The 17,821-nt window shown below is 59.3% G+C and carries 17 protein-coding genes; 12 read left to right on the top strand and 5 right to left on the bottom strand.

Annotation, left to right across the window (positions count from 1 at the left end):
* Positions 1-19: 19 nt before the first annotated feature.
* The 3 genes from ACR3E2_RS06535 to ACR3E2_RS06545 all read right to left on the bottom strand — a co-directional run bounded on the left by ACR3E2_RS06535 (position 20) and on the right by ACR3E2_RS06545 (position 5,884).
* On the bottom strand, positions 20-1,297 hold the full coding sequence (locus tag ACR3E2_RS06535; RefSeq protein WP_480480448.1) for an MFS transporter: 1,278 nt from the start codon (positions 1,295-1,297) through the stop codon (positions 20-22).
* A 108-nt stretch (positions 1,298-1,405) separates the two neighbouring features.
* Positions 1,406-2,455, bottom strand: coding sequence for a tRNA preQ1(34) S-adenosylmethionine ribosyltransferase-isomerase QueA (queA, locus tag ACR3E2_RS06540; protein ID WP_480480446.1), 1,050 nt, complete (start codon positions 2,453-2,455; stop codon positions 1,406-1,408).
* Positions 2,456-2,497: 42 nt separating this feature from the next.
* A complete protein-coding gene (locus ACR3E2_RS06545) occupies positions 2,498-5,884 on the bottom strand; it encodes a YhdP family protein (protein WP_480492700.1) in 3,387 nt (1,128 codons plus the stop codon).
* Between the two features lie 68 nt (positions 5,885-5,952).
* On the opposite strand from ACR3E2_RS06545, the gene ACR3E2_RS06550 reads away from it, so the two are divergent.
* The 7 genes from ACR3E2_RS06550 to ACR3E2_RS06580 all read left to right on the top strand — a co-directional run bounded on the left by ACR3E2_RS06550 (position 5,953) and on the right by ACR3E2_RS06580 (position 11,989).
* Positions 5,953-6,414, top strand: coding sequence for a peroxiredoxin (locus tag ACR3E2_RS06550; RefSeq protein ID WP_480480442.1), 462 nt, complete (start codon positions 5,953-5,955; stop codon positions 6,412-6,414).
* Positions 6,415-6,503: 89 nt separating this feature from the next.
* On the top strand, positions 6,504-7,322 hold the full coding sequence (locus tag ACR3E2_RS06555) for a ferritin-like domain-containing protein (protein WP_480481647.1): 819 nt from the start codon (positions 6,504-6,506) through the stop codon (positions 7,320-7,322).
* 173 nt (positions 7,323-7,495) lie between these two features.
* Positions 7,496-8,827 (top strand): DUF5930 domain-containing protein, encoded by a 1,332-nt coding sequence (locus ACR3E2_RS06560; protein ID WP_209503613.1) that lies wholly within the window; start codon positions 7,496-7,498, stop codon positions 8,825-8,827.
* Positions 8,817-9,317, top strand: coding sequence for a bactofilin family protein (locus ACR3E2_RS06565; RefSeq protein ID WP_209596778.1), 501 nt, complete (start codon positions 8,817-8,819; stop codon positions 9,315-9,317). Before ACR3E2_RS06560 ends, ACR3E2_RS06565 begins: the two co-directional genes overlap by 11 nt.
* 117 nt (positions 9,318-9,434) lie before the next feature.
* A complete protein-coding gene (locus ACR3E2_RS06570) occupies positions 9,435-10,256 on the top strand; it encodes a M90 family metallopeptidase (protein ID WP_480480439.1) in 822 nt (273 codons plus the stop codon).
* A 102-nt stretch (positions 10,257-10,358) separates the two neighbouring features.
* On the top strand, positions 10,359-11,048 hold the full coding sequence (gene aqpZ, locus ACR3E2_RS06575) for an aquaporin Z (RefSeq protein ID WP_209503607.1): 690 nt from the start codon (positions 10,359-10,361) through the stop codon (positions 11,046-11,048).
* A 98-nt stretch (positions 11,049-11,146) separates the two neighbouring features.
* Entirely contained in the window at positions 11,147-11,989 is an 843-nt protein-coding gene (locus ACR3E2_RS06580; protein WP_480480437.1) for an alpha/beta fold hydrolase, read from the top strand.
* Between the two features lie 41 nt (positions 11,990-12,030).
* Here the strand turns inward: ACR3E2_RS06580 and ACR3E2_RS06585 are convergent, their stop codons facing one another.
* Both ACR3E2_RS06585 and ACR3E2_RS06590 read right to left on the bottom strand, forming a co-directional pair.
* Positions 12,031-12,588: a peptidylprolyl isomerase gene (locus ACR3E2_RS06585; RefSeq protein ID WP_480480435.1), complete on the bottom strand. Its 558-nt coding sequence runs from the start codon at positions 12,586-12,588 to the stop codon at positions 12,031-12,033.
* The gene (locus ACR3E2_RS06590; RefSeq protein WP_209503601.1) at positions 12,581-13,087 is read right to left on the bottom strand and encodes a peptidylprolyl isomerase; all 507 of its coding nucleotides are present in this window, start codon (positions 13,085-13,087) and stop codon (positions 12,581-12,583) included. Before ACR3E2_RS06590 ends, ACR3E2_RS06585 begins: the two co-directional genes overlap by 8 nt.
* Positions 13,088-13,220: 133 nt before the next feature.
* Between ACR3E2_RS06590 and ACR3E2_RS06595 the strand changes: the two genes are divergently transcribed.
* The 5 genes from ACR3E2_RS06595 to ACR3E2_RS06615 all read left to right on the top strand — a co-directional run bounded on the left by ACR3E2_RS06595 (position 13,221) and on the right by ACR3E2_RS06615 (position 17,807).
* Positions 13,221-14,411, top strand: coding sequence for a phosphoglycerate kinase (locus ACR3E2_RS06595; protein WP_480480433.1), 1,191 nt, complete (start codon positions 13,221-13,223; stop codon positions 14,409-14,411).
* Between the two features lie 72 nt (positions 14,412-14,483).
* On the top strand, positions 14,484-14,828 hold the full coding sequence (locus ACR3E2_RS06600; protein ID WP_480480431.1) for a lysozyme inhibitor LprI family protein: 345 nt from the start codon (positions 14,484-14,486) through the stop codon (positions 14,826-14,828).
* Between the two features lie 141 nt (positions 14,829-14,969).
* The gene (locus ACR3E2_RS06605; RefSeq protein WP_480480429.1) at positions 14,970-15,269 is read left to right on the top strand and encodes an FtsB family cell division protein; all 300 of its coding nucleotides are present in this window, start codon (positions 14,970-14,972) and stop codon (positions 15,267-15,269) included.
* A gap of 159 nt (positions 15,270-15,428) precedes the next feature.
* Entirely contained in the window at positions 15,429-16,418 is a 990-nt protein-coding gene (gene pdhA, locus ACR3E2_RS06610) for a pyruvate dehydrogenase (acetyl-transferring) E1 component subunit alpha (protein ID WP_209503593.1), read from the top strand.
* A gap of 15 nt (positions 16,419-16,433) precedes the next feature.
* Complete coding sequence (locus tag ACR3E2_RS06615) at positions 16,434-17,807, top strand: pyruvate dehydrogenase complex E1 component subunit beta (protein ID WP_480480427.1); 1,374 nt, start codon at positions 16,434-16,436, stop codon at positions 17,805-17,807.
* The last annotated feature ends 14 nt before the right edge of the window (positions 17,808-17,821 follow it).

Genomic DNA, 17,821 nt, shown 5'->3' on the forward strand with positions numbered 1-17,821 from the left:
AACGACATAATTTCGTGTCTCAAGCGGTTTCGCGCGCGCCCTCTTCGAACTCGGCTTCTGCCGCCTCTATCGCAACTTCCTGTGCAACCTCGAATGCAACGGGCGACGCGGTGGGATAAAGCGTCGACATGGTGCTGGTTTCATCAACAGGAACTGCTGCACGCTGGGTCATCCGGTAGACCGAATAGGCGGCCAACGCGACAAGCAACACGGCGATGATCAGGAAAAAGCCCGGAGGGCCAAACACTGCATCCCCCATCAGCCAACCTGTGATAACAGGTCCGGTAATTGCACCAAGGCCGTTGATAAAGATCAGGCCGCCGGATGCCGCGGCCATATCTTCGTATTCCAGAAAATCGTTGGTGTGCGCAATTAGCAATGAATACAAAGGGTTGGTCATTCCGCCGATCACAAAAGCAGACGCCAGAAGGATTTCGAAGGAAAAACCATAAAGCATACCACTGACGGCGCCAACTGCACCGGTTGCCGCGACCAACAGGATCAGGAAACGCCTGTCCATCCGGTCGGAAAACCAGCCCAGCGGGTATTGCAGGACAATTGCCCCAACATAGAACGCCGCCACAAATGCCGAGATTTCAACCAAGGACAATCCGGCCTGAGCCCCATAAACCGCCGACATCCCGAACTGCGCCGAAAACACGCCCCCCAGCAGGAACATGCCGACACACCCCAGCGGAGAGCTTTTCATCAACTCCCGCAACGTCATCGGCTTGGTGGTATCGAACGCCGGAGTTGGTGAGATCGACAGCAAAATCGGTGCGAAAGAAACCGAAACAAGGATCGAGGCGATCACGAATGTTTCGTACCCGGCCGGGTCGCCCAACAGGAAAAGGCCCTGCGCGCCGATGATACCCAACATCTGAACGATCATGTAAAGCGACAGGGCCTGCCCGCGGTTTTCATTATTGGCTGCGTTGTTGAGCCAGCTTTCCGCAGTGACGTAAACACCCGAGAAACAGAACCCGATCACCACGCGCCCCAGAACCCAGGCAATCGGGTCTGCCAGCATCGGATACATGATCATCACGGCCGAAATGAAAGACGCCAGTGCCGCAAAGACCCGCACATGGCCAACACGCCGGATCATCTCGGGCGCAAGCCGTGAACCGCCCAGAAAACCAACGAAATAAGCTGACATTACAAAAGACATCTCAAGGGTCGAAAATCCCTCAAGCTGTCCACGAACACCCAGGATCGTGCCCTGAAGGCCGTTTCCGACCATCAGCAACCCCATGCCGAGCAACAATGCCCATGCGCTGGACAGAACCTGAATCATTTGGGCCTCCGATAGGTGCCAACCTTGTTTGAGTTTTGTTCTGCGATCAAAGACCGCTTCCATCGCGCTTGTCTACGACATTCCCTGTCGGTGATGCCGTATGCGCGCCTATCCGGGGATCAAAAGCGACGCATCGCCATAAGAAAAGAACCGGTATTTCTGTGCGATGGCATGGGTGTAAACCTCGCGCATCCGGTCCTGACCCATTAACGCTGAAACCAGCATCAGCAGCGTGGATTTTGGCAGATGAAAGTTTGTCATCAGCGCATCGGTCACATGAAACCGGAAACCGGGATAGATGAAGATATCGGTGTCACCTTCCCACGGTTCGATCGCGCCCGAACGCGCAGCACTTTCGATCAGGCGCAGGGCAGTGGTGCCCACCGGGATGACACGCCCGCCCGCAGCTTTTGTGGCCTGTATCTCGGCAACAGCCTCGGCGCTGACCTGCCCCCATTCGGCATGCATCTTGTGGGTTGTCACATCCTCGACCTTGACCGGCAGGAAGGTTCCGGCGCCAACATGCAGGGTCACATGTGTGACGGCGACACCCCGTTCCGACAAAGCCTGCATCAGGGCATCGTCAAAATGCAACGAGGCGGTCGGCGCTGCCACCGCACCGGACCTGCGGGCCCAGATGGTCTGATAATCCATCTTGTCCTGCTCGTCCGCCGGACGTTTGGCGGCGATATAGGGCGGCAACGGCATTACACCGGCCTGATCCAGCGCCTTGTCGAAATCCTGACCGCTGAGATTGAAGCGCAAAAAGGCCTGCCCGTCTTCCACCCGATCCAGCGTCGCGCTCAGATCGGCGGAAAATACAATCTCTTCCCCCGGCTTCACTTTCTTCAGCGGCTTGATGAGCGCAGACCAAGTGCCATCGGCCTGTGGGTCCAGCAGAGTGGCCTCGATCCCGGCGGAAACCGGGCCTTGCGCGCTGTCCCTGTGGCGCCGCCCGTTCAGGCGCGCCGGGATAACGCGTGTGTCGTTCAACACCAGCCGGTCACCCGGACGCAGGAAATCGGGCAGATCGAACACGTGGCTGTCCACTGTACCACCCCCCTGCGCCACAAGCAGGCGCGCAGAGGATCGCGGGCAGGCAGGCCGCGTTGCAATCAGGTCGTCGGGCAGGTCGAAATCAAAATCGCTGAGCTTCATGACCGCGCCTTACAACCCCAAAAAAGATTCTGCCATATCCCCTCAGCGATCACTGGGAGGAGAGCCAAAAGTCGGTTTTGGCTCGTCTGGTTCCACCGGCGCAGCATTGGGGCCGTCCGAGACCGTTGGCGCAGGCTGACGCAAGAGATCACGCAGAAACAGGGGCGCCAGACCGGACAGAGGGTTCACCGCGACTTTGGGCGAGGATATCGGCCCGGTCAGCGTGTAATTGAACCCAATGACGCCTTCACCCTTGCGGGTAAACACGCTGCCAACGGCATTGAGAAGGTAAATTGGTGAAATCGCCCCCCGCAGGTTCAGCAGGCTGTTCACGGTGTCGATTGTGCCATCAAACGAAAGCCCCATTGACGGGCCAACAGCGCTGCCACTCAGCACTTTGATGTCAGTGGGCGATATCCTCATGCGGCTGTCAATCGCCGAAAAGAAGATCCCCTGCCCGGCCATCTCGTCCAGCAGACCAACAAGGCTGATCGCGTTCAGGATCGCGGCCATGGCCGGGGCATCGGTGATCCGCGTATTTACGATTTTCAGGATCACGTCGTAACTGCCGGGCGCAGCCACCGGTTCAAGCTTGAGGTCCAGATCACCGCCGCGCGCCTGCGTCAGAACCCCGGCTGATCGCAAAACGGCCCCCGCGTCTTTCGACGTCAGGTCAACGGCGCTTCGATTTCCCCGCGGGGTCACTTGACCGGCAACAGCCGCTCCGCCGTTCACCCGCGCTGTGAAAGTGCCATTTACGCCACCGGTTGTCTGGAACGCCCCCCGGAAACCTGTCAGCGCGACAGTTTCGGTGACCTGAAGACGGTCCAGTGCCACGTCCAGATTCGGCCCGGGGGCCCCGCCGCCACCCGATCCTCCGCTGCTTTCCCCGAAGTTTGCACGCCCCATGTTCAGCACTCCGCCTAAGACGCGGATATCCGGGACAGCAGCCCCCCGCCCGATCAGTTCCGCCGGAACCGCCAGCCAGTCCCCCAGATCGAACGAGCTGAACTGGATACGGTCATATTCACCGTTTTCGTGAAAGGAAATGGATGCGGTTGTGCGCAGTCCCGCTGCGTTGATCCGCAGGTCGTCCACCTTCAACTGCGCGCCCAACGTCGCGTCGGCAGTCAGCGATCCTTTGGTGTTCGCCGCCTTGCGCCAACCGAGTTCAGGGATAGCTAGCGCCACGCCCTGAAGGTCCGAAACAACAGACAGTTTCGGAGGTGCCCCAGCGCCCAGGCCCAGTGTAATATCGGCAACCCCTTTGCCCGTCAGCATCCCCGGCGGCAGGCCGGCCCTGATCTCATCCATCAGACGCGGGGACAGTTCGATCTGGCCGGTCAAGGTGCTACGCTGTTCGGTTTCGCCGTCAATAGGCTGCTGCCAAAGCGCCTCTAGCGGAACATCGCCGAACTGCCCCAGTCCCTGAATCTGAACACCCGACTGATTGCCGGAAATATTCAGCATCGGGGCAATTACAGAAAATCCCGGTACCAGACGGTCACTGGACAGATTGGCCAGCGTTCCGTTGAAGTGAAATTCGGTATCCTGAAACTTCAGCTCTTTTATCAACGGCAGAGACAGCGTTCCGGTCAACGCAACCGTGCCTGTGGCAACGTCAACGGGCAACCCGGCCTTGCTCAGCAATTCCAGCGGTGGTCGGTCCAGCAGCGACAACGCAGAGGTCACGCTGCCCTTTGTCTGAATACGCGCGATGCCGGGTGCGGATTTCTTGATATCCGTGTCAGGTATGATGAAGGACGTCCCCGCGGCATCCACACTCCCCCCGTCATCGGCGACCACCACCCCCTGCTGCGCGGTGACCGTAAACCGGCTGTCGATCAGACTGGCCTGACCTTGTGCATCTTCGATTGGCGGCAGGGTCTTTGCAAAGCGAACCTTGGCTTGCTCGAACCCGAAATCAAGATACAGGTCCGGTTTGGAACCGGGCTCCAGACGCAGGGCGAAATCCATGTCCGACAAAACCCCCTGATAGAGGTTTTCCGTCACCCATTCCCGTGGCTTCGGCGCCAGACGCTCGGGCCAGTAACTCAGAACATTGTCCGAGCTCATCTGATCCAGATGGGCATCCAGCGCCACAGCCCAGCCATCGGGACGACCGTGCAAAACCCCGAAGGCGCGCACGGTATGACCCGGATCCTCGATGGTCATCTGGCCAAGGCGCAACTGGAACGGGTTGAACGCCATCTTGAAATCCACGCTGGCACGCGACAGCTGAATCGGCTCCGGGAAAAGATTTGCCGGGTTCACATTGATCCCGGACAAGCGCAACTGCGTCTCCAGACTGTCCAGCACACCGTCCTCAGCCCCTTGCAGAAACGCCTTTCCATCGGCCTGAACTGTGCCCCAGGCCGACACCACCGATACCTCATTGAAGTCCAGCATCTGGGCTTTCGGGTCATAGGTGAAATACGTGCGGGCAGATTCGAAAGGAACCGGGCGCGTTTCCGGGTTGGGCTGCACCGCCCCGGCCCCCAGATTGAGGGTTGCGAACACGGTTCCTGTGGCCCCGTTCTCATCGACACTGCCCCGCAAAGCCCCTGAAATCGGTGCGCGTAGAACCTGCAACCAGGCAAGGGCCGGGCTTTGGCCTGCTATGTCTTCGGCCGGAAGATCGGTGACCGAGATGCCAAAGCTGGCGGCAGGCGTGCCCAGCACGCTGGTATAGTTGGCTTCGATACTGCTGACATAGTCCCGCCCGGCCAGAACCGAAAACCCGGTCGCAAGCCGCACTTCGTTGTCACTGCGGTTCGCCTGAATATGCCCACCGTCCAGAACCCACGACCGCCCCTGCCGCAGGTCGCGGTAATCCAGCGTAATCGCATCTAGTTCGACCGAGGTCAGCGCCGACAGGAGCGGAGACTGAAAGACCTCGTCCGATCCCTCGATCAGCTGTGCAAGGTCCGGCGCTTCCTGCACCGGCGCGCTGCCCGATCCCACGGTCAGGGTCAGCGCCCCGTCCTGATCGCGGGTCATGGCGATCTGCGCGCCACTCAGAATGATGCGCTTGGGCCGGACCTGACCGCGCAGCAAGGGACGCATGGCCAGGCTGGCGCGCATATCGGATACCTGCGCAATCTGCTGGCCTGCGGCGTCACTGATGGCAACATCGGTCAGCCGCAGACGGGGGCGCCAGCCTTCGTGGATGATGAAACTGACGTCTCCAAACCGGATTTGCAGCCCGCCCAGCGCCCGTTCCAGCCGGGCTTCGACCCTGTCGCGCAGCCACACAGGTGCGTGCATCCTCTGCCCCACGACCATGAAACCGGTGAACATCGCCAGAAGCACCAGCACGATGGCCCCACGCATGGCCCACAGACCAGCGGTGCGGCGGCGCGACCGACGGCGCACAGGCTTGCCCGGCTTTGCTTCGTCGTCTTCGTGCTGCTTCAATTTGCTATCCACGCCTTCCAACCCGCACGCGTTGCCCTATGATGAAGGGCAGCCTTTAAAAACCTTTAGCGGAGTTTCCAATGCCCGACGTTTCAGACATCGCCCCCGACTTCACTTTGCCGCGCGACGGCGGTGGCGAGGTGACGCTTTCGGCGTTGCGCGGTGGCACCGTGGTTTTGTTCTTCTATCCCCGTGATGATACGCCGGGCTGCACCAAGGAATCCATCGGTTTCTCAGAGCAGCTTCAGGCGTTTACCGAGGCAGGGGCTCACGTTTTCGGCATTTCGCGGGACAGCGTCGCCAAGCATGACAAGTTTGTCGCCAAACACGGGTTGACCACTCCGCTCTTGTCGGACGAAGGCTCGACCGTCTGCGAGGACTATGGCGTATGGGTTGAAAAGAACATGTATGGCCGGAAATCGATGGGGATCGAGCGATCGACCTTTGTCATTGATAGCGAAGGACGCATTGCCAAGGTCTGGCGCAAGGTCAAGGTGCCCGGCCATGTGGATGAGGTGCTGGAAGCGGTGAAGGCGATCTAAGCCCCCCTCGACCTGCCGCGCCATCCGGTCTATCACCCGCGCTGACATGCCAAAGGCGGAGCGACCCGGTGCCCAAAACACTGACACAGATGGCGACAGAGGTTCTGACAACAGCGGACGGGCGGGCCAAAACCGCCCTGTCCAAAGCCCATGCCGCCGCGTGGTTTGCCTCCCGCAAGGCCGAGGGTGAACCCATCGAGATCGGCACCGCATCACCGCCCCTGTCCCCCGCGCGCCCGGACAAGCCCGAGCTGTTGTCCCCGCGTGAGGTACCCAAACGGAAACCGGGTACCGAAGCCGGGCGCATTGCCCTGCTGCACGCGGTTGCCCATATCGAGCTGAACGCCGTCGATCTGCACTGGGACATCATCGCGCGTTTTGGCCATGTACCCATGCCCATCGGGTTCTACGATGACTGGGTGAAATGCGCCGAAGAGGAATCGCGCCATTTCGAGATGGTTTGCGATTGTCTGGAACAGATGGGCAGCCACTACGGCGCCCTGCCCGCCCATGCTGGCATGTGGCGCGCTGCCGAGGATACTGCCGAAGATCTGATGGGGCGGCTGGCCGTTGTGCCCATGGTGCTTGAGGCGCGCGGGCTGGACGTGACGCCCGGCATGATCGAGATATTCCGCAAGGCCAAGGCCGAACAGGCCATCGCCGCGCTCGAAGTGATCTATGCCGAAGAGGTCGGCCACGTCGCTTACGGCTCAAAATGGTTCCACTTCCTGTGTGGCCGGGAAAACGCCGACCCCAAGGATGTGTTTCACGCGCTGGTCCGGCGGTACTTCCACGGTGTTCTCAAGCCCCCCTTCAACGAAAAAAAACGGGCCGAGGCCGGGTTGCCCCCCGATTTCTACTGGCCCCTGACCGAAGACCTGCCTGCGCCCGGAGACCTCTCGAACTGACACTTTTGCGTTATTTTCGGCAAAATCTCGCCGATCTTTGCGGGATTTCAGCGCCATTTGCACCTGATTGGTCAACAAACTTGCCCGAACGCCGCTGCCGCTTTATGCAATCGGCCCAAGGGACGGCAGGCACTCACGACCGGTTCCGATCTTGGGGATGAAAGGTAGGGCGCGTGCGAACACGTCTGACAATAAAACTGCACTCACTGCTTGAGCGGCATTTCCCGGAACGCCGGGTCTTTCTGAAATCCGACAAGGACACAAGGTTTATCCGGCTCAGTTCGGAAACTCAGGTGGTCGCAGTGGCCGGAGTTGCCGTCATGGTCGGATGGACAGCGGTTGCGACAGCCATACTGTTGATGGACAGCATCGGGGCCGGGAATTTCCGGGAACAGGCAAAGCGCGATCAAGCCATCTATCAGGAACGCCTGAACACCCTGTCGGCAGAACGCGATTCCCGCGCGCATGAAGCACTGGCCGCTCAGGACCGGTTCAATGCCGCGCTGGACCAGATTTCCGCGATGCAGTCGGAGCTGCTGGCCTCGGAAAACCGTCGCCGCGAACTTGAGACAGGTATCGAAGTTATCCAGACGACATTGCGCGCCACGATGAAGCAGCGCGAAGAGGCGCGCTCAGAGCTGGCCCAATTGAAACAGGACACCAGCGGCTCTGATATGTATGCCGCGGTTTCCAGCGCCCCGGTACAGATGGCCTTCATGACCGACGCTTTGGCGCGGACGGCCAAAGAACGCGATCTGATCGCCTCCAACGCGCAGGACGCGCTGGAACAGCGGGACGATCTGGAACTTGAAATCCGTCTAATGCAGGAACGCAGCGACGAGATCTTCCGCCAGCTAGAAGAGGCGATGGTCATCTCGGTCGAACCTCTGGACAAGATGTTCCGTCAGGCCGGAATGCCCACCGATCGCATCATCGAAGAGGTCCGGCGCGGATATAGCGGTATGGGCGGTCCGCTGACCCCTTTATCCCTTAGCACACGCGGCGAAGAAGACGAGCTTTCGCCCGAAGAAGTCCGCGCAAACACGTTGTTGCGCCAGATGGATCAGCTGAACCTGTACCGGATTGCTGCGGAAAAGGCCCCCTTCGCCAATCCCGTACATTCTGCCGTGCGTTTCACCAGTGGCTACGGCAACCGGCGTGACCCCAAGTCCGGTGGTCGCCGGCAGCATAACGGTGTCGATTTTGCAGGACCGCAAGGCACCGATATATTCGCGACCGCTGATGGTGTGGTCACGCATGCCGGCTGGCAATCAGGCTTCGGACGCCTTGTGAAGATCAAGCACGCGTTCGGAATTGAGACACTTTATGCTCATAACACCAAGATCAACGTAAAGGTCGGCCAAAGGGTCTCGCGCGGGGATCATATTGCTGATATGGGTAGCACCGGACGGTCCACCGGCACGCATCTGCACTATGAGGTGCGCGTGAACGGAAATCCCGTAAACCCAATGACTTACATCAAGGCTGCGAAAAATGTTTTCTAAAAGCAAAATCAACGAGCCCGCACCCAAAGCACCTGAGGCGGCCAAACCTGCCGCTCCGGCGACCCCAGCGGCTCCTGCTCCGGCTGACGCGAAACCTGCAATGGCACCCAAACCCAAGCCGCCGGCCTCGGTTCTGTCCTCGGATCTGCACATCACCGGCAATATCAAGACCAGCGGTGACATTCAGGTGGAAGGCACCGTCGAAGGCGACATCCGCGCCCACCTGCTGACCATTGGTGAATCGGCAACGATCAAGGGCGAAGTCACCGCAGATGACGTTGTGATCAACGGTCGCATCGTTGGCCGCGTGCGTGGTCTCAAGGTTCGCCTGACATCGACGGCCCGGGTCGAAGGCGACATCATCCACAAGACCATTGCCATCGAAAGCGGAGCGCATTTCGAAGGCTCGGTTCAGCGTCAGGACGACCCCCTCAACCCTGGCCGCAGTGCCAAAGCCGGATCGAACCCGGCGGCAGAAGTCAAACAGTAAGCAGACTGCATTTCTTGTCAGGACGCCGTGGGGAAACCCGTGGCGTCTTTTCTTTTGCATGCCGTTATGTCCGGGTTTCCCGTTTTCGTCCCTTTCTGATCGCGCTACAGTCGATCCATGTTGCTTTTTCTGACGGTTGTCGCGCTGATCGCTGGCGCTGCGGCCTTTCACTTCTGGTCGAAAAGACAATCCCGCCTGACCTTGCTGGCCACATCGCTGTCCCAGCACCAGCGCGATATTGTGAACGCTCAGGTGCCGATAATCCGGAAACTGCCCAAAGACTTGCGCGGGGCGCTGGAAGGAAAGATCAACCTGTTCCTTGATCAGGTCGATTTCGTCGGCTGCGACGGGCTGGACGTCACCGAAGACATGCAGGTGTCGATTGCCGCGCAAGCCTGTCTGCTCGTGGTGAATACGGACCAGTGGTACGACAACCTGACGACCATTCTGGTTTACCCCGGTGCCTTCAAATCAAAACAGCGCCGTCACAGTGGCTATGTCGTCACCGAACAGGAAATCATCCGCAGCGGGGAAAGCTGGAACCGCGGCCCCGTGATCCTGTCCTGGGCCCACAGCCAGCGCGGTGCCCTGAATGATCACGATGGCCGGAACGTCGTCTTTCACGAGTTCGCGCACCAGCTTGATGACCTCTCGGGCGCAACCAATGGTGTTCCCGTGCTCAGCAATGGCCAAAGCTTTGGCGAGTGGGAAACCGCCTTTCTGAACGGTTACAAGACACATGTTCATGCCGTGGAAAACGGAAAACCTACAGTGATCGATCCCTACGGCGCGGAAGGGCACGAAGAATTCTTTGCCGTTTCGGTCGAAGTGTTCTTTGAACGGCCGAAGGAACTGAAATCCTCTGACCCGGCAATCTATGAACAGCTGTCAAAGCTTTTTCATCTTGATCCCGCTCAATGGCACAGCGGTCCGTTCTGACCCGATTGAGGAAGCGTCGAAAAAAATTCCCCGTTCGCAACAATTTAACATAAGCTAATTCTTGAATTACGGTTAACCTCATTATTGGGCGGAGGATTTTCTATGTCATCGAAACTACTTGCCGAGTTCTTCGGCACGTTCTGGTTGGTTCTGGGGGGCTGCGGCAGTGCCGTTCTGGCGGCTGGTGTGGCAGATGTCGGCATCGGCTGGCTTGGTGTTTCCTTTGCCTTTGGCCTTACCGTTTTGACGATGGCTTACACGGTCGGCCCAATCTCGGGCGGGCATTTCAACCCGGCGGTCAGTTTGGGCCTGATGATTGGAGGGCGGTTTCCGGCCAAAGACCTTCTGCCCTATTGGGTTGCACAGGTCATTGGCGCAATTGCCGCCGCAGTGGTTCTGTACCTGATCGTCAGTGGCGCACCCGATTTCGCTGGTGTCGGTGGGTTCGCGTCAAACGGGTATGGTGAGGCCTCGCCACAGGGATATTCGTTGATGTCGGCTTTGATCATCGAAATCGTGATGACGGCTTTCTTCATTCTGATCATTCTGGGCGCGACGTCGGACAAGGCACCTGCAGGGTTCGCTCCGATTGCCATCGGTCTGGCGCTGACCCTGATCCACCTGATCTCAATCCCGGTGACAAATACCTCCGTCAACCCGGCGCGCTCAACCGGCGTTGCCCTGTTTGCCGACGGCCCTGCTTTGGCTCAGCTCTGGCTGTTCTGGGTGGCCCCCCTGATTGGCGGCGCAATCGGCGCTTTGATCTGGAAGGCAATGTCCTCGGATGACTGATCCGCGCGGGAAAGGTAATTATCCCGTTTTCTGAAAAACACGGTATCCTTCCGTCAAATCTGGCTAGGTCACGGCCTTTGGTTCAACGGGAGGATACAATGAAGATATTTACCACAGCACTTTTCCTAAGCTGCGCCGCGACGGCAGGCTGGGCCGAAGACAAATGGCTGAGCATCCCGCAAGCCCCCCAGATGCCCGCCGCCACCGAAGCGGGCACGGTAGAGATCAACGGCATAGACATGTATTACGCCACGTATGGCGAGGCGGGCGGCACCCCGGTTCTGATGATCCACGGTGGGCTTGCCCATGGCGATGTCTGGGCCGCGCAGGTTGCCGACCTGTCGCAGGACCACAGGGTGATTGTGGCGGATACGCGCGGCCATGGACGATCCACCAACGATGGCAGCCCCTATTCCTACGCGTTGTTGTCGCAGGATTATCTGGCGCTGCTGGATCATCTGGGGGTCGATCAGGTGCACTTGGTCGGCTGGTCCGACGGGGCAAATATCGGGTATTCAATCTCGACAACCAACCCGGATCGGCTGGCCAGTCACTTTGCCCATGCAGGCAATGTCACACTGGACGGGATCGATCCTTCGGTGGAAACCAACGAGGTGTTTGGCACTTATGTGGGCATGATGGCGCAAGATTATGCGGCCATGTCCCCGACTCCTGACGGGTTCGAGGCATTCCTTGGTGGGGTGGCCGCCATGTGGGGCACCGAAAAACCCGGTGGGCTTGAGGCGCTGTCATCGATCACCGTCCCGACACTTGTGGTTCAAAGCGCACATGACGAGGCCATTCTGATGGCGCATTCACAAGCAATTGCTGACGCGATTCCGGGCGCCAAGTTGCTTGTTCTGGATGATGTCAGCCACTTCGCATCTTTTCAGGATCCCGGTGCCTATACCCGTGCCATCCGCGATTTCATCGATCAATAGGCCAAAGAAAAAGCCCGGCGCTTGAGCCGGGCTAAATCATCTTATTCGGTAACGGTAACTTTTTTCATCACATCCGGTGCACCGATGATCGCACCGTTCTGGCCATCGCCCCGCTTGATCGCGTCGACCACATCCATACCGTCGGTCACCTGACCAACCACGGTATACTGGCCGTCCAGAAACGGGCCGGGGGCGAACATGATGAAGAACTGCGAATTGGCCGAATCCGGATCGCTGGACCGGGCCATGCCGACAACACCCCTGTCAAAACTCACGTCCGAGAACTCGGCCGGCAGATCCGCGCGATCCGACCCGCCGCGCCCGGCATAGCGCATGTCGAAGCCGTCCGCGCCCGAGTTGCCGTATTGCACGTCGCCGGTTTGCGCCATGAAGCCATCGATTACGCGATGAAACACGACGCCGTCATACTGACCGTCAGCAGCCAGAGCGGTGATCTGTTCCACATGCTGGGGTGCCACATCTTCGAACAGGTCGATCGAGATTGTGCCATTGGCCCCTTCCCCTTCGACCTCGATCTGCAAACCGCTGGCCAGCGCCGGGCTTGCCAGCAGGGCAAAAGCCGCAGCCAGTTTATGCATCTGCGGCCACCTTGACGCTGATCATGCGGTCCGGGCTTGCAGGCGGCTCGCCGCGTACAATCGCATCGACGTGCTCCATCCCGTCGATGACCCGGCCATAGACCGTGTACTGACCGTTCAGGAAGTGATTGTCCTTGAAGTTGATGAAGAACTGCGAATTGGCCGAATCCGGGTTCTGCGAGCGCGCCGCGCCCAGCGTGCCGCGATCATGGGGCAGCTTGGAAAATTCTGCCGGAACATTCGGCAGTGACGAACCGCCGGTGCCCGCCATGCGCAGGTTGAACCCGTCTTCCATATCGCCATGCTGCACGTCGCCGGTTTGCGCCATGAAACCGTCGATCACACGGTGAAACGCCACGTTGTCATATTCACCGCCACGGGCCAGTTCCTTCATCCGCGCACTGTGCAAAGGCGCTACATCCGGCAGCAGCTCGATGACGACATTGCCGCCTTTCAGCTCGATGATGATTGTGTTTTCGGGGTCTTTGATCTCGGCCATGAGGCCCTCCTGTCGTTTATCTTGCGCAAATACCTATGACGCACGCGTGCGAATGCCAAGTGACGCATTGACCTGAGGGCAAAATGCAGGAAAAGAACCGCCTAAATCGGTTGCCAACGACAAGGATCGCACAATGGGCTGGAAAACACTGGACGATATGGACCTGAACGGCAAACGCGTGCTGGTGCGTGTGGATATCAACGTGCCCGTGGTTGACGGTGTTGTGACCGACGCCACCCGTATCCAAAGGATCGTCCCCTCGGTGCGCGATATTCTGGCCGCTGGCGGCAAACCGATCCTTCTGGCCCATTTTGGCCGTCCTGGTGGCGAACGGCGTGAAAGCCTGTCACTGAAACAACTGGTCCCGACTTTGGAAAGCGCTTTTGGTGCCAAGGTTCTGTTTGCCGCCGATTGCGTCGGGGCCGAGGCGGAACTGGCCGCCGGAGCCTTGCAACCCGGTCAGGTCCTGCTGCTCGAAAACACGCGCTATCACGCGGCCGAAACCAAGAACGACGCCGATCTGGCCGCTGGCATGGCCAAGCTGGGGGATGTCTATTGCAACGATGCGTTTTCAGCCGCGCACCGCGCCCACAGCTCGACCGAGGCCATCGCCCGTCTGCTGCCCGCCTGTGCGGGCCGTCTGATGCAGGCCGAGTTGCAGGCGCTGGAAAGCGCGCTGGGTGCGCCCAAGCGCCCGGTAACGGCGGTTGTCGGCGGCGCCAAGGTCTCGACCAAGCTGGAACTGCTGGGCAATCTGATCGACAAGGTCGATTACCTGGTGATCGGTGGTGGCATGGCGAACACATTCCTTGTCGCCCAAGGCATCAGCGTTGGCAAATCACTGGCTGAAACCGCAATGAAGGACACCGCAGCCGAAATTCTGGCCAAAGCCGAAAGCTCGGGCTGCCAGATCGTCCTGCCGCGTGACATTGTGGTGGCCGAGAAATTCGAAGCCAACGCACCCCACAAGGTTCTGCCAGCCGACCAGTGCCCCGAGGATGGCATGATCCTGGACGCGGGCCCTGAAAGCGTCGCCGCGATTACCGCGATTTTCGACAAAAGCCAGACCCTGATCTGGAACGGCCCGCTGGGCGCGTTCGAGCTGGAGCCGTTCGACACGGCCACCAATGCCGCGGCCCTGAAAGCCGCAGCCCTCAGCCGGTCAGGTCAGCTGATTTCGGTCGCGGGTGGCGGTGACACGGTTGCGGCGCTGAACGCGTCGGGTGCGGCCACGGATTTCACCTATATCTCGACCGCAGGCGGTGCGTTCCTTGAATGGATGGAAGGCAAAACCCTGCCCGGTGTCGCTGCGCTGGAACAATAAGTGACGCTGGCCGCATTTGGCCGTTTGTCACGGTTCATGGTATTATCCCCTATTTGATTGGGGGATTATACCATGAGGTCATTATACCTGCTCATCCTTCTTGCAATGCCGTGGCCTGCAACGGCACAATCCAGTTGCGGTGGCCAGACACAGCTTGACGCAAATTTCTGTGCCAAGGAACAATGGGAAGCCGTTGACCGCGACCTCAACCGGTTATGGAAACAGATCAAGCCGGTCGCTGATGCGCGCGGCAACGGCGATGCCCTTCTGGCGGAACAACGTGCGTGGCTTAAGGCGCGGGACGCCACTTGCGACAAGGAACTATCCGGCGGCGGCAGCGCTGCGCCGATGTTCTACTGGACCTGTATGAAAGAGCAGACGCTTGCAAGAAATCAGCAGCTTCAGTCCTGGCGCTGAGCTTTGACCGGGACGCACACGAAATACTGATGAAAAAACCGAATCAGGGGATTCACAACCCGAATCGCCTGTGACATAGTGCGATCAGAGGCTCGGAAAGAGCCCGTTATTGAGGCAAGTTTTCATACGGCGGTAAACAGAGTGTCCCGTTCCCATCGGCCCGGTTTGGGTGCAGTTCTCTTCTTCTCGGTGGCTTTCATGCTAGGTGTGTATTTCACCTTTGCCGCCGTTCAGGGGGATTACGGCCTGTTTCGGCGGGTCGAAATTGCGGCGGAACGGGACGCTCTGTCACGCAGTCTGGAAAAACTGAATGTCAAAATCGCCGAGATGGAAAACCTGACACGGCGTCTGTCCGACACCTATCTGGATCTGGACCTGCTGGACCAGCAGGCGCGCTCGGTTCTGGGTATGATCCGGTCGGACGAAATTGTGATCCGCTGATCAAGGACCCTTTTCAGAAAAAGCAACACACGCCCGGCGTTTCGGCCGGGATGCGCCGCGCCGAACGCTGCGTCACATTTCCCCTCGCCAGAAAGCCCCAAATGCTTTATGAGATAGTTTAACGCTAAACTATCTGTCCGAAAGGGGGAGATCGCCACGATGGCTGCGCGAAAAACCACAAAGAAACCAAATGTTTCTGCGGAAGAACTCCAGACATACTACCGCGAGATGCTGCTGATCCGCCGATTCGAGGAAAAGGCCGGTCAGCTTTATGGCATGGGCCTGATCGGCGGGTTCTGCCACCTTTATATCGGACAAGAGGCCGTTGTTGTCGGGCTTGAGGCCGCTGCAGAGGAAGGCGACAAGCGCATCACTTCGTATCGCGACCACGGTCACATGCTGGCCTGTGGCATGGATCCGGGCGGCGTGATGGCCGAACTGACCGGGCGCATCGGTGGCCTGTCCAAAGGCAAGGGCGGCTCGATGCACATGTTCTCGAAAGAAAAGCACTTCTACGGCGGGCATGGTATCGTCGGCGCGCAGGTTCCGCTGGGCGCGGGGCTGGCATTTGCCGACAAGTACAAGGAAAACGGCCGCGTGACCTTCACCTATTTCGGGGACGGTGCCGCGAACCAGGGTCAGGTGTATGAGACCTTCAACATGGCGGCCATCTGGGGCTTGCCGGTGATTTTCGTGATCGAGAACAACCAGTACGCCATGGGCACCGCTCAGTCCCGCTCGACCTCGACCAAGGACATCTTCCATCGCGGCGAGGCATTCGGCATTCCGGGCGAGATCGTCAATGGCATGGATGTGCTGGCGGTCAAGGAAGCAGGCGAAAAGGCTGTCGCGCACTGCCGCGCGGGCAAAGGCCCCTATATCCTGGAAATCAAGACCTACCGCTATCGCGGCCACTCGATGTCTGACCCGGCCAAGTACCGTACCCGCGAAGAGGTTCAGAAGGTCCGCGAACAAAGCGACCCGATCGAACATGTGCGTGAGCTGCTGCTGACCGGCAAGCACGCGACCGAGGATGACCTGAAAGCGATCGACAAGGAAATCAAGGAGATCGTCAATCAGGCCGCCGAATTCTCGAAAGAAAGCCCCGAGCCTTCGGTCGAAGAGCTCTGGACTGATATTTACGCCTGAGAGGACGAATAAGACATGGCAACCGAAATTCTCATGCCCGCCCTTTCCCCCACGATGGAAGAGGGCACGCTGGCCAAATGGCTGGTCAAGGAAGGCGACACCGTATCCTCGGGCGATATCCTGGCCGAGATTGAAACCGACAAGGCAACAATGGAATTCGAGGCCGTCGATGAAGGCATCGTTGGCAAGATCCTGATCACTGAGGGCACCGAAGGGGTCAAGGTGAACACCCCCATCGCGGTGCTGGTCGAAGAAGGCGAAGACGCCTCAGCCTTGCCCGCAGCAGCCCCCGCAGCCGCAGCGGCGCCCGAGGCCACCCCCACAGCAACCGCGGCCCCGGCTCCTGCCGCAGCAGCCCCCGCTGCTCCGGCGGTGGACCTGTCACCCGACTGGCCCGCGGATGCTGAGATGAAGTCCGAAACCGTGCGCGAAGCCTTGCGCGATGCAATGGCCGAGGAAATGCGCGGCGATGAAAACGTCTATCTGATGGGCGAGGAAGTCGCCGAATATCAGGGGGCCTATAAAATCTCGCAGGGCCTGCTGGATGAATTTGGCTCCAAACGCGTGATCGACACCCCGATCACCGAACACGGGTTTGCCGGTATCGCGGTGGGTTCGGCCTTCGGCGGTCTGAAACCGATTGTCGAATTCATGACCTTCAACTTCGCCATGCAGGCGATTGACCAGATCATCAACTCTGCGGCCAAAACGCTCTATATGTCCGGTGGTCAGATGGGTTGCCCCATCGTGTTCCGGGGCCCCAACGGAGCCGCCGCCCGCGTGGCCGCACAGCACAGCCAGGACTACGCCGCATGGTACATGCAGATCCCCGGTCTGAAGGTCGTCATGCCCTATTCGGCTGCTGATGCCAAAGGTCTGCTGAAATCGGCCATCCGCGACCCCAACCCGGTTGTGTTCCTGGAAAACGAAATCCTCTACGGTCGCTCTTTCGAGGTGCCGCAGGTGGATGACCTGACCATTCCGCTGGGCAAGGCCCGCATCTGGCGCGAGGGCTCGGACGTGACCATCGTCAGCTTTGGCATCGGCATGCAATACGCGCTGGAAGCCGCCGACAAGCTAGCCGAAGATGGTATCAGCGCCGAAGTGATCGACCTGCGCACCATCCGCCCGATGGACACTGGCGCCATCATCAACTCGGTGATGAAGACCAACCGTCTGGTGACAGTGGAAGAAGGCTGGCCGCAGGGGTCCGTCGGCAGCTACATCAGTTCGGTCGTGATGCAGGAGGCGTTTGATTACCTCGACGCACCGGTCATCAACTGCACCGGCAAGGACGTTCCGATGCCCTATGCCGCCAATCTCGAAAAGCTGGCCCTGACCACCACCGATGAGGTGATCGCCGCCGTCAAACAAGTGACCTACCGGTAAGGAGCGACAGACAG

Source organism: Ruegeria sp. AL7 (assembly GCF_056536105.1).

Bases quoted from the DNA above. Each gene is read 5' to 3' on its own strand.
- aqpZ (WP_209503607.1), top strand. From the start codon at position 10,359: ATGTCATCGAAACTACTTGCCGAGTTCTTCGGCACGTTCTGGTTGGTT.
- ACR3E2_RS06535 (WP_480480448.1), bottom strand. From the start codon at position 1,297: ATGATTCAGGTTCTGTCCAGCGCATGGGCATTGTTGCTCGGCATGGGG.
- ACR3E2_RS06550 (WP_480480442.1), top strand. From the start codon at position 5,953: ATGCCCGACGTTTCAGACATCGCCCCCGACTTCACTTTGCCGCGCGAC.
- ACR3E2_RS06555 (WP_480481647.1), top strand. From the start codon at position 6,504: ATGGCGACAGAGGTTCTGACAACAGCGGACGGGCGGGCCAAAACCGCC.
- ACR3E2_RS06600 (WP_480480431.1), top strand. From the start codon at position 14,484: ATGAGGTCATTATACCTGCTCATCCTTCTTGCAATGCCGTGGCCTGCA.
- ACR3E2_RS06570 (WP_480480439.1), top strand. From the start codon at position 9,435: ATGTTGCTTTTTCTGACGGTTGTCGCGCTGATCGCTGGCGCTGCGGCC.
- ACR3E2_RS06595 (WP_480480433.1), top strand. From the start codon at position 13,221: ATGGGCTGGAAAACACTGGACGATATGGACCTGAACGGCAAACGCGTG.
- ACR3E2_RS06580 (WP_480480437.1), top strand. From the start codon at position 11,147: ATGAAGATATTTACCACAGCACTTTTCCTAAGCTGCGCCGCGACGGCA.
- ACR3E2_RS06585 (WP_480480435.1), bottom strand. From the start codon at position 12,588: ATGCATAAACTGGCTGCGGCTTTTGCCCTGCTGGCAAGCCCGGCGCTG.
- ACR3E2_RS06590 (WP_209503601.1), bottom strand. From the start codon at position 13,087: ATGGCCGAGATCAAAGACCCCGAAAACACAATCATCATCGAGCTGAAA.
- ACR3E2_RS06615 (WP_480480427.1), top strand. From the start codon at position 16,434: ATGGCAACCGAAATTCTCATGCCCGCCCTTTCCCCCACGATGGAAGAG.
- ACR3E2_RS06565 (WP_209596778.1), top strand. From the start codon at position 8,817: ATGTTTTCTAAAAGCAAAATCAACGAGCCCGCACCCAAAGCACCTGAG.
- pdhA (WP_209503593.1), top strand. From the start codon at position 15,429: ATGGCTGCGCGAAAAACCACAAAGAAACCAAATGTTTCTGCGGAAGAA.
- queA (WP_480480446.1), bottom strand. From the start codon at position 2,455: ATGAAGCTCAGCGATTTTGATTTCGACCTGCCCGACGACCTGATTGCA.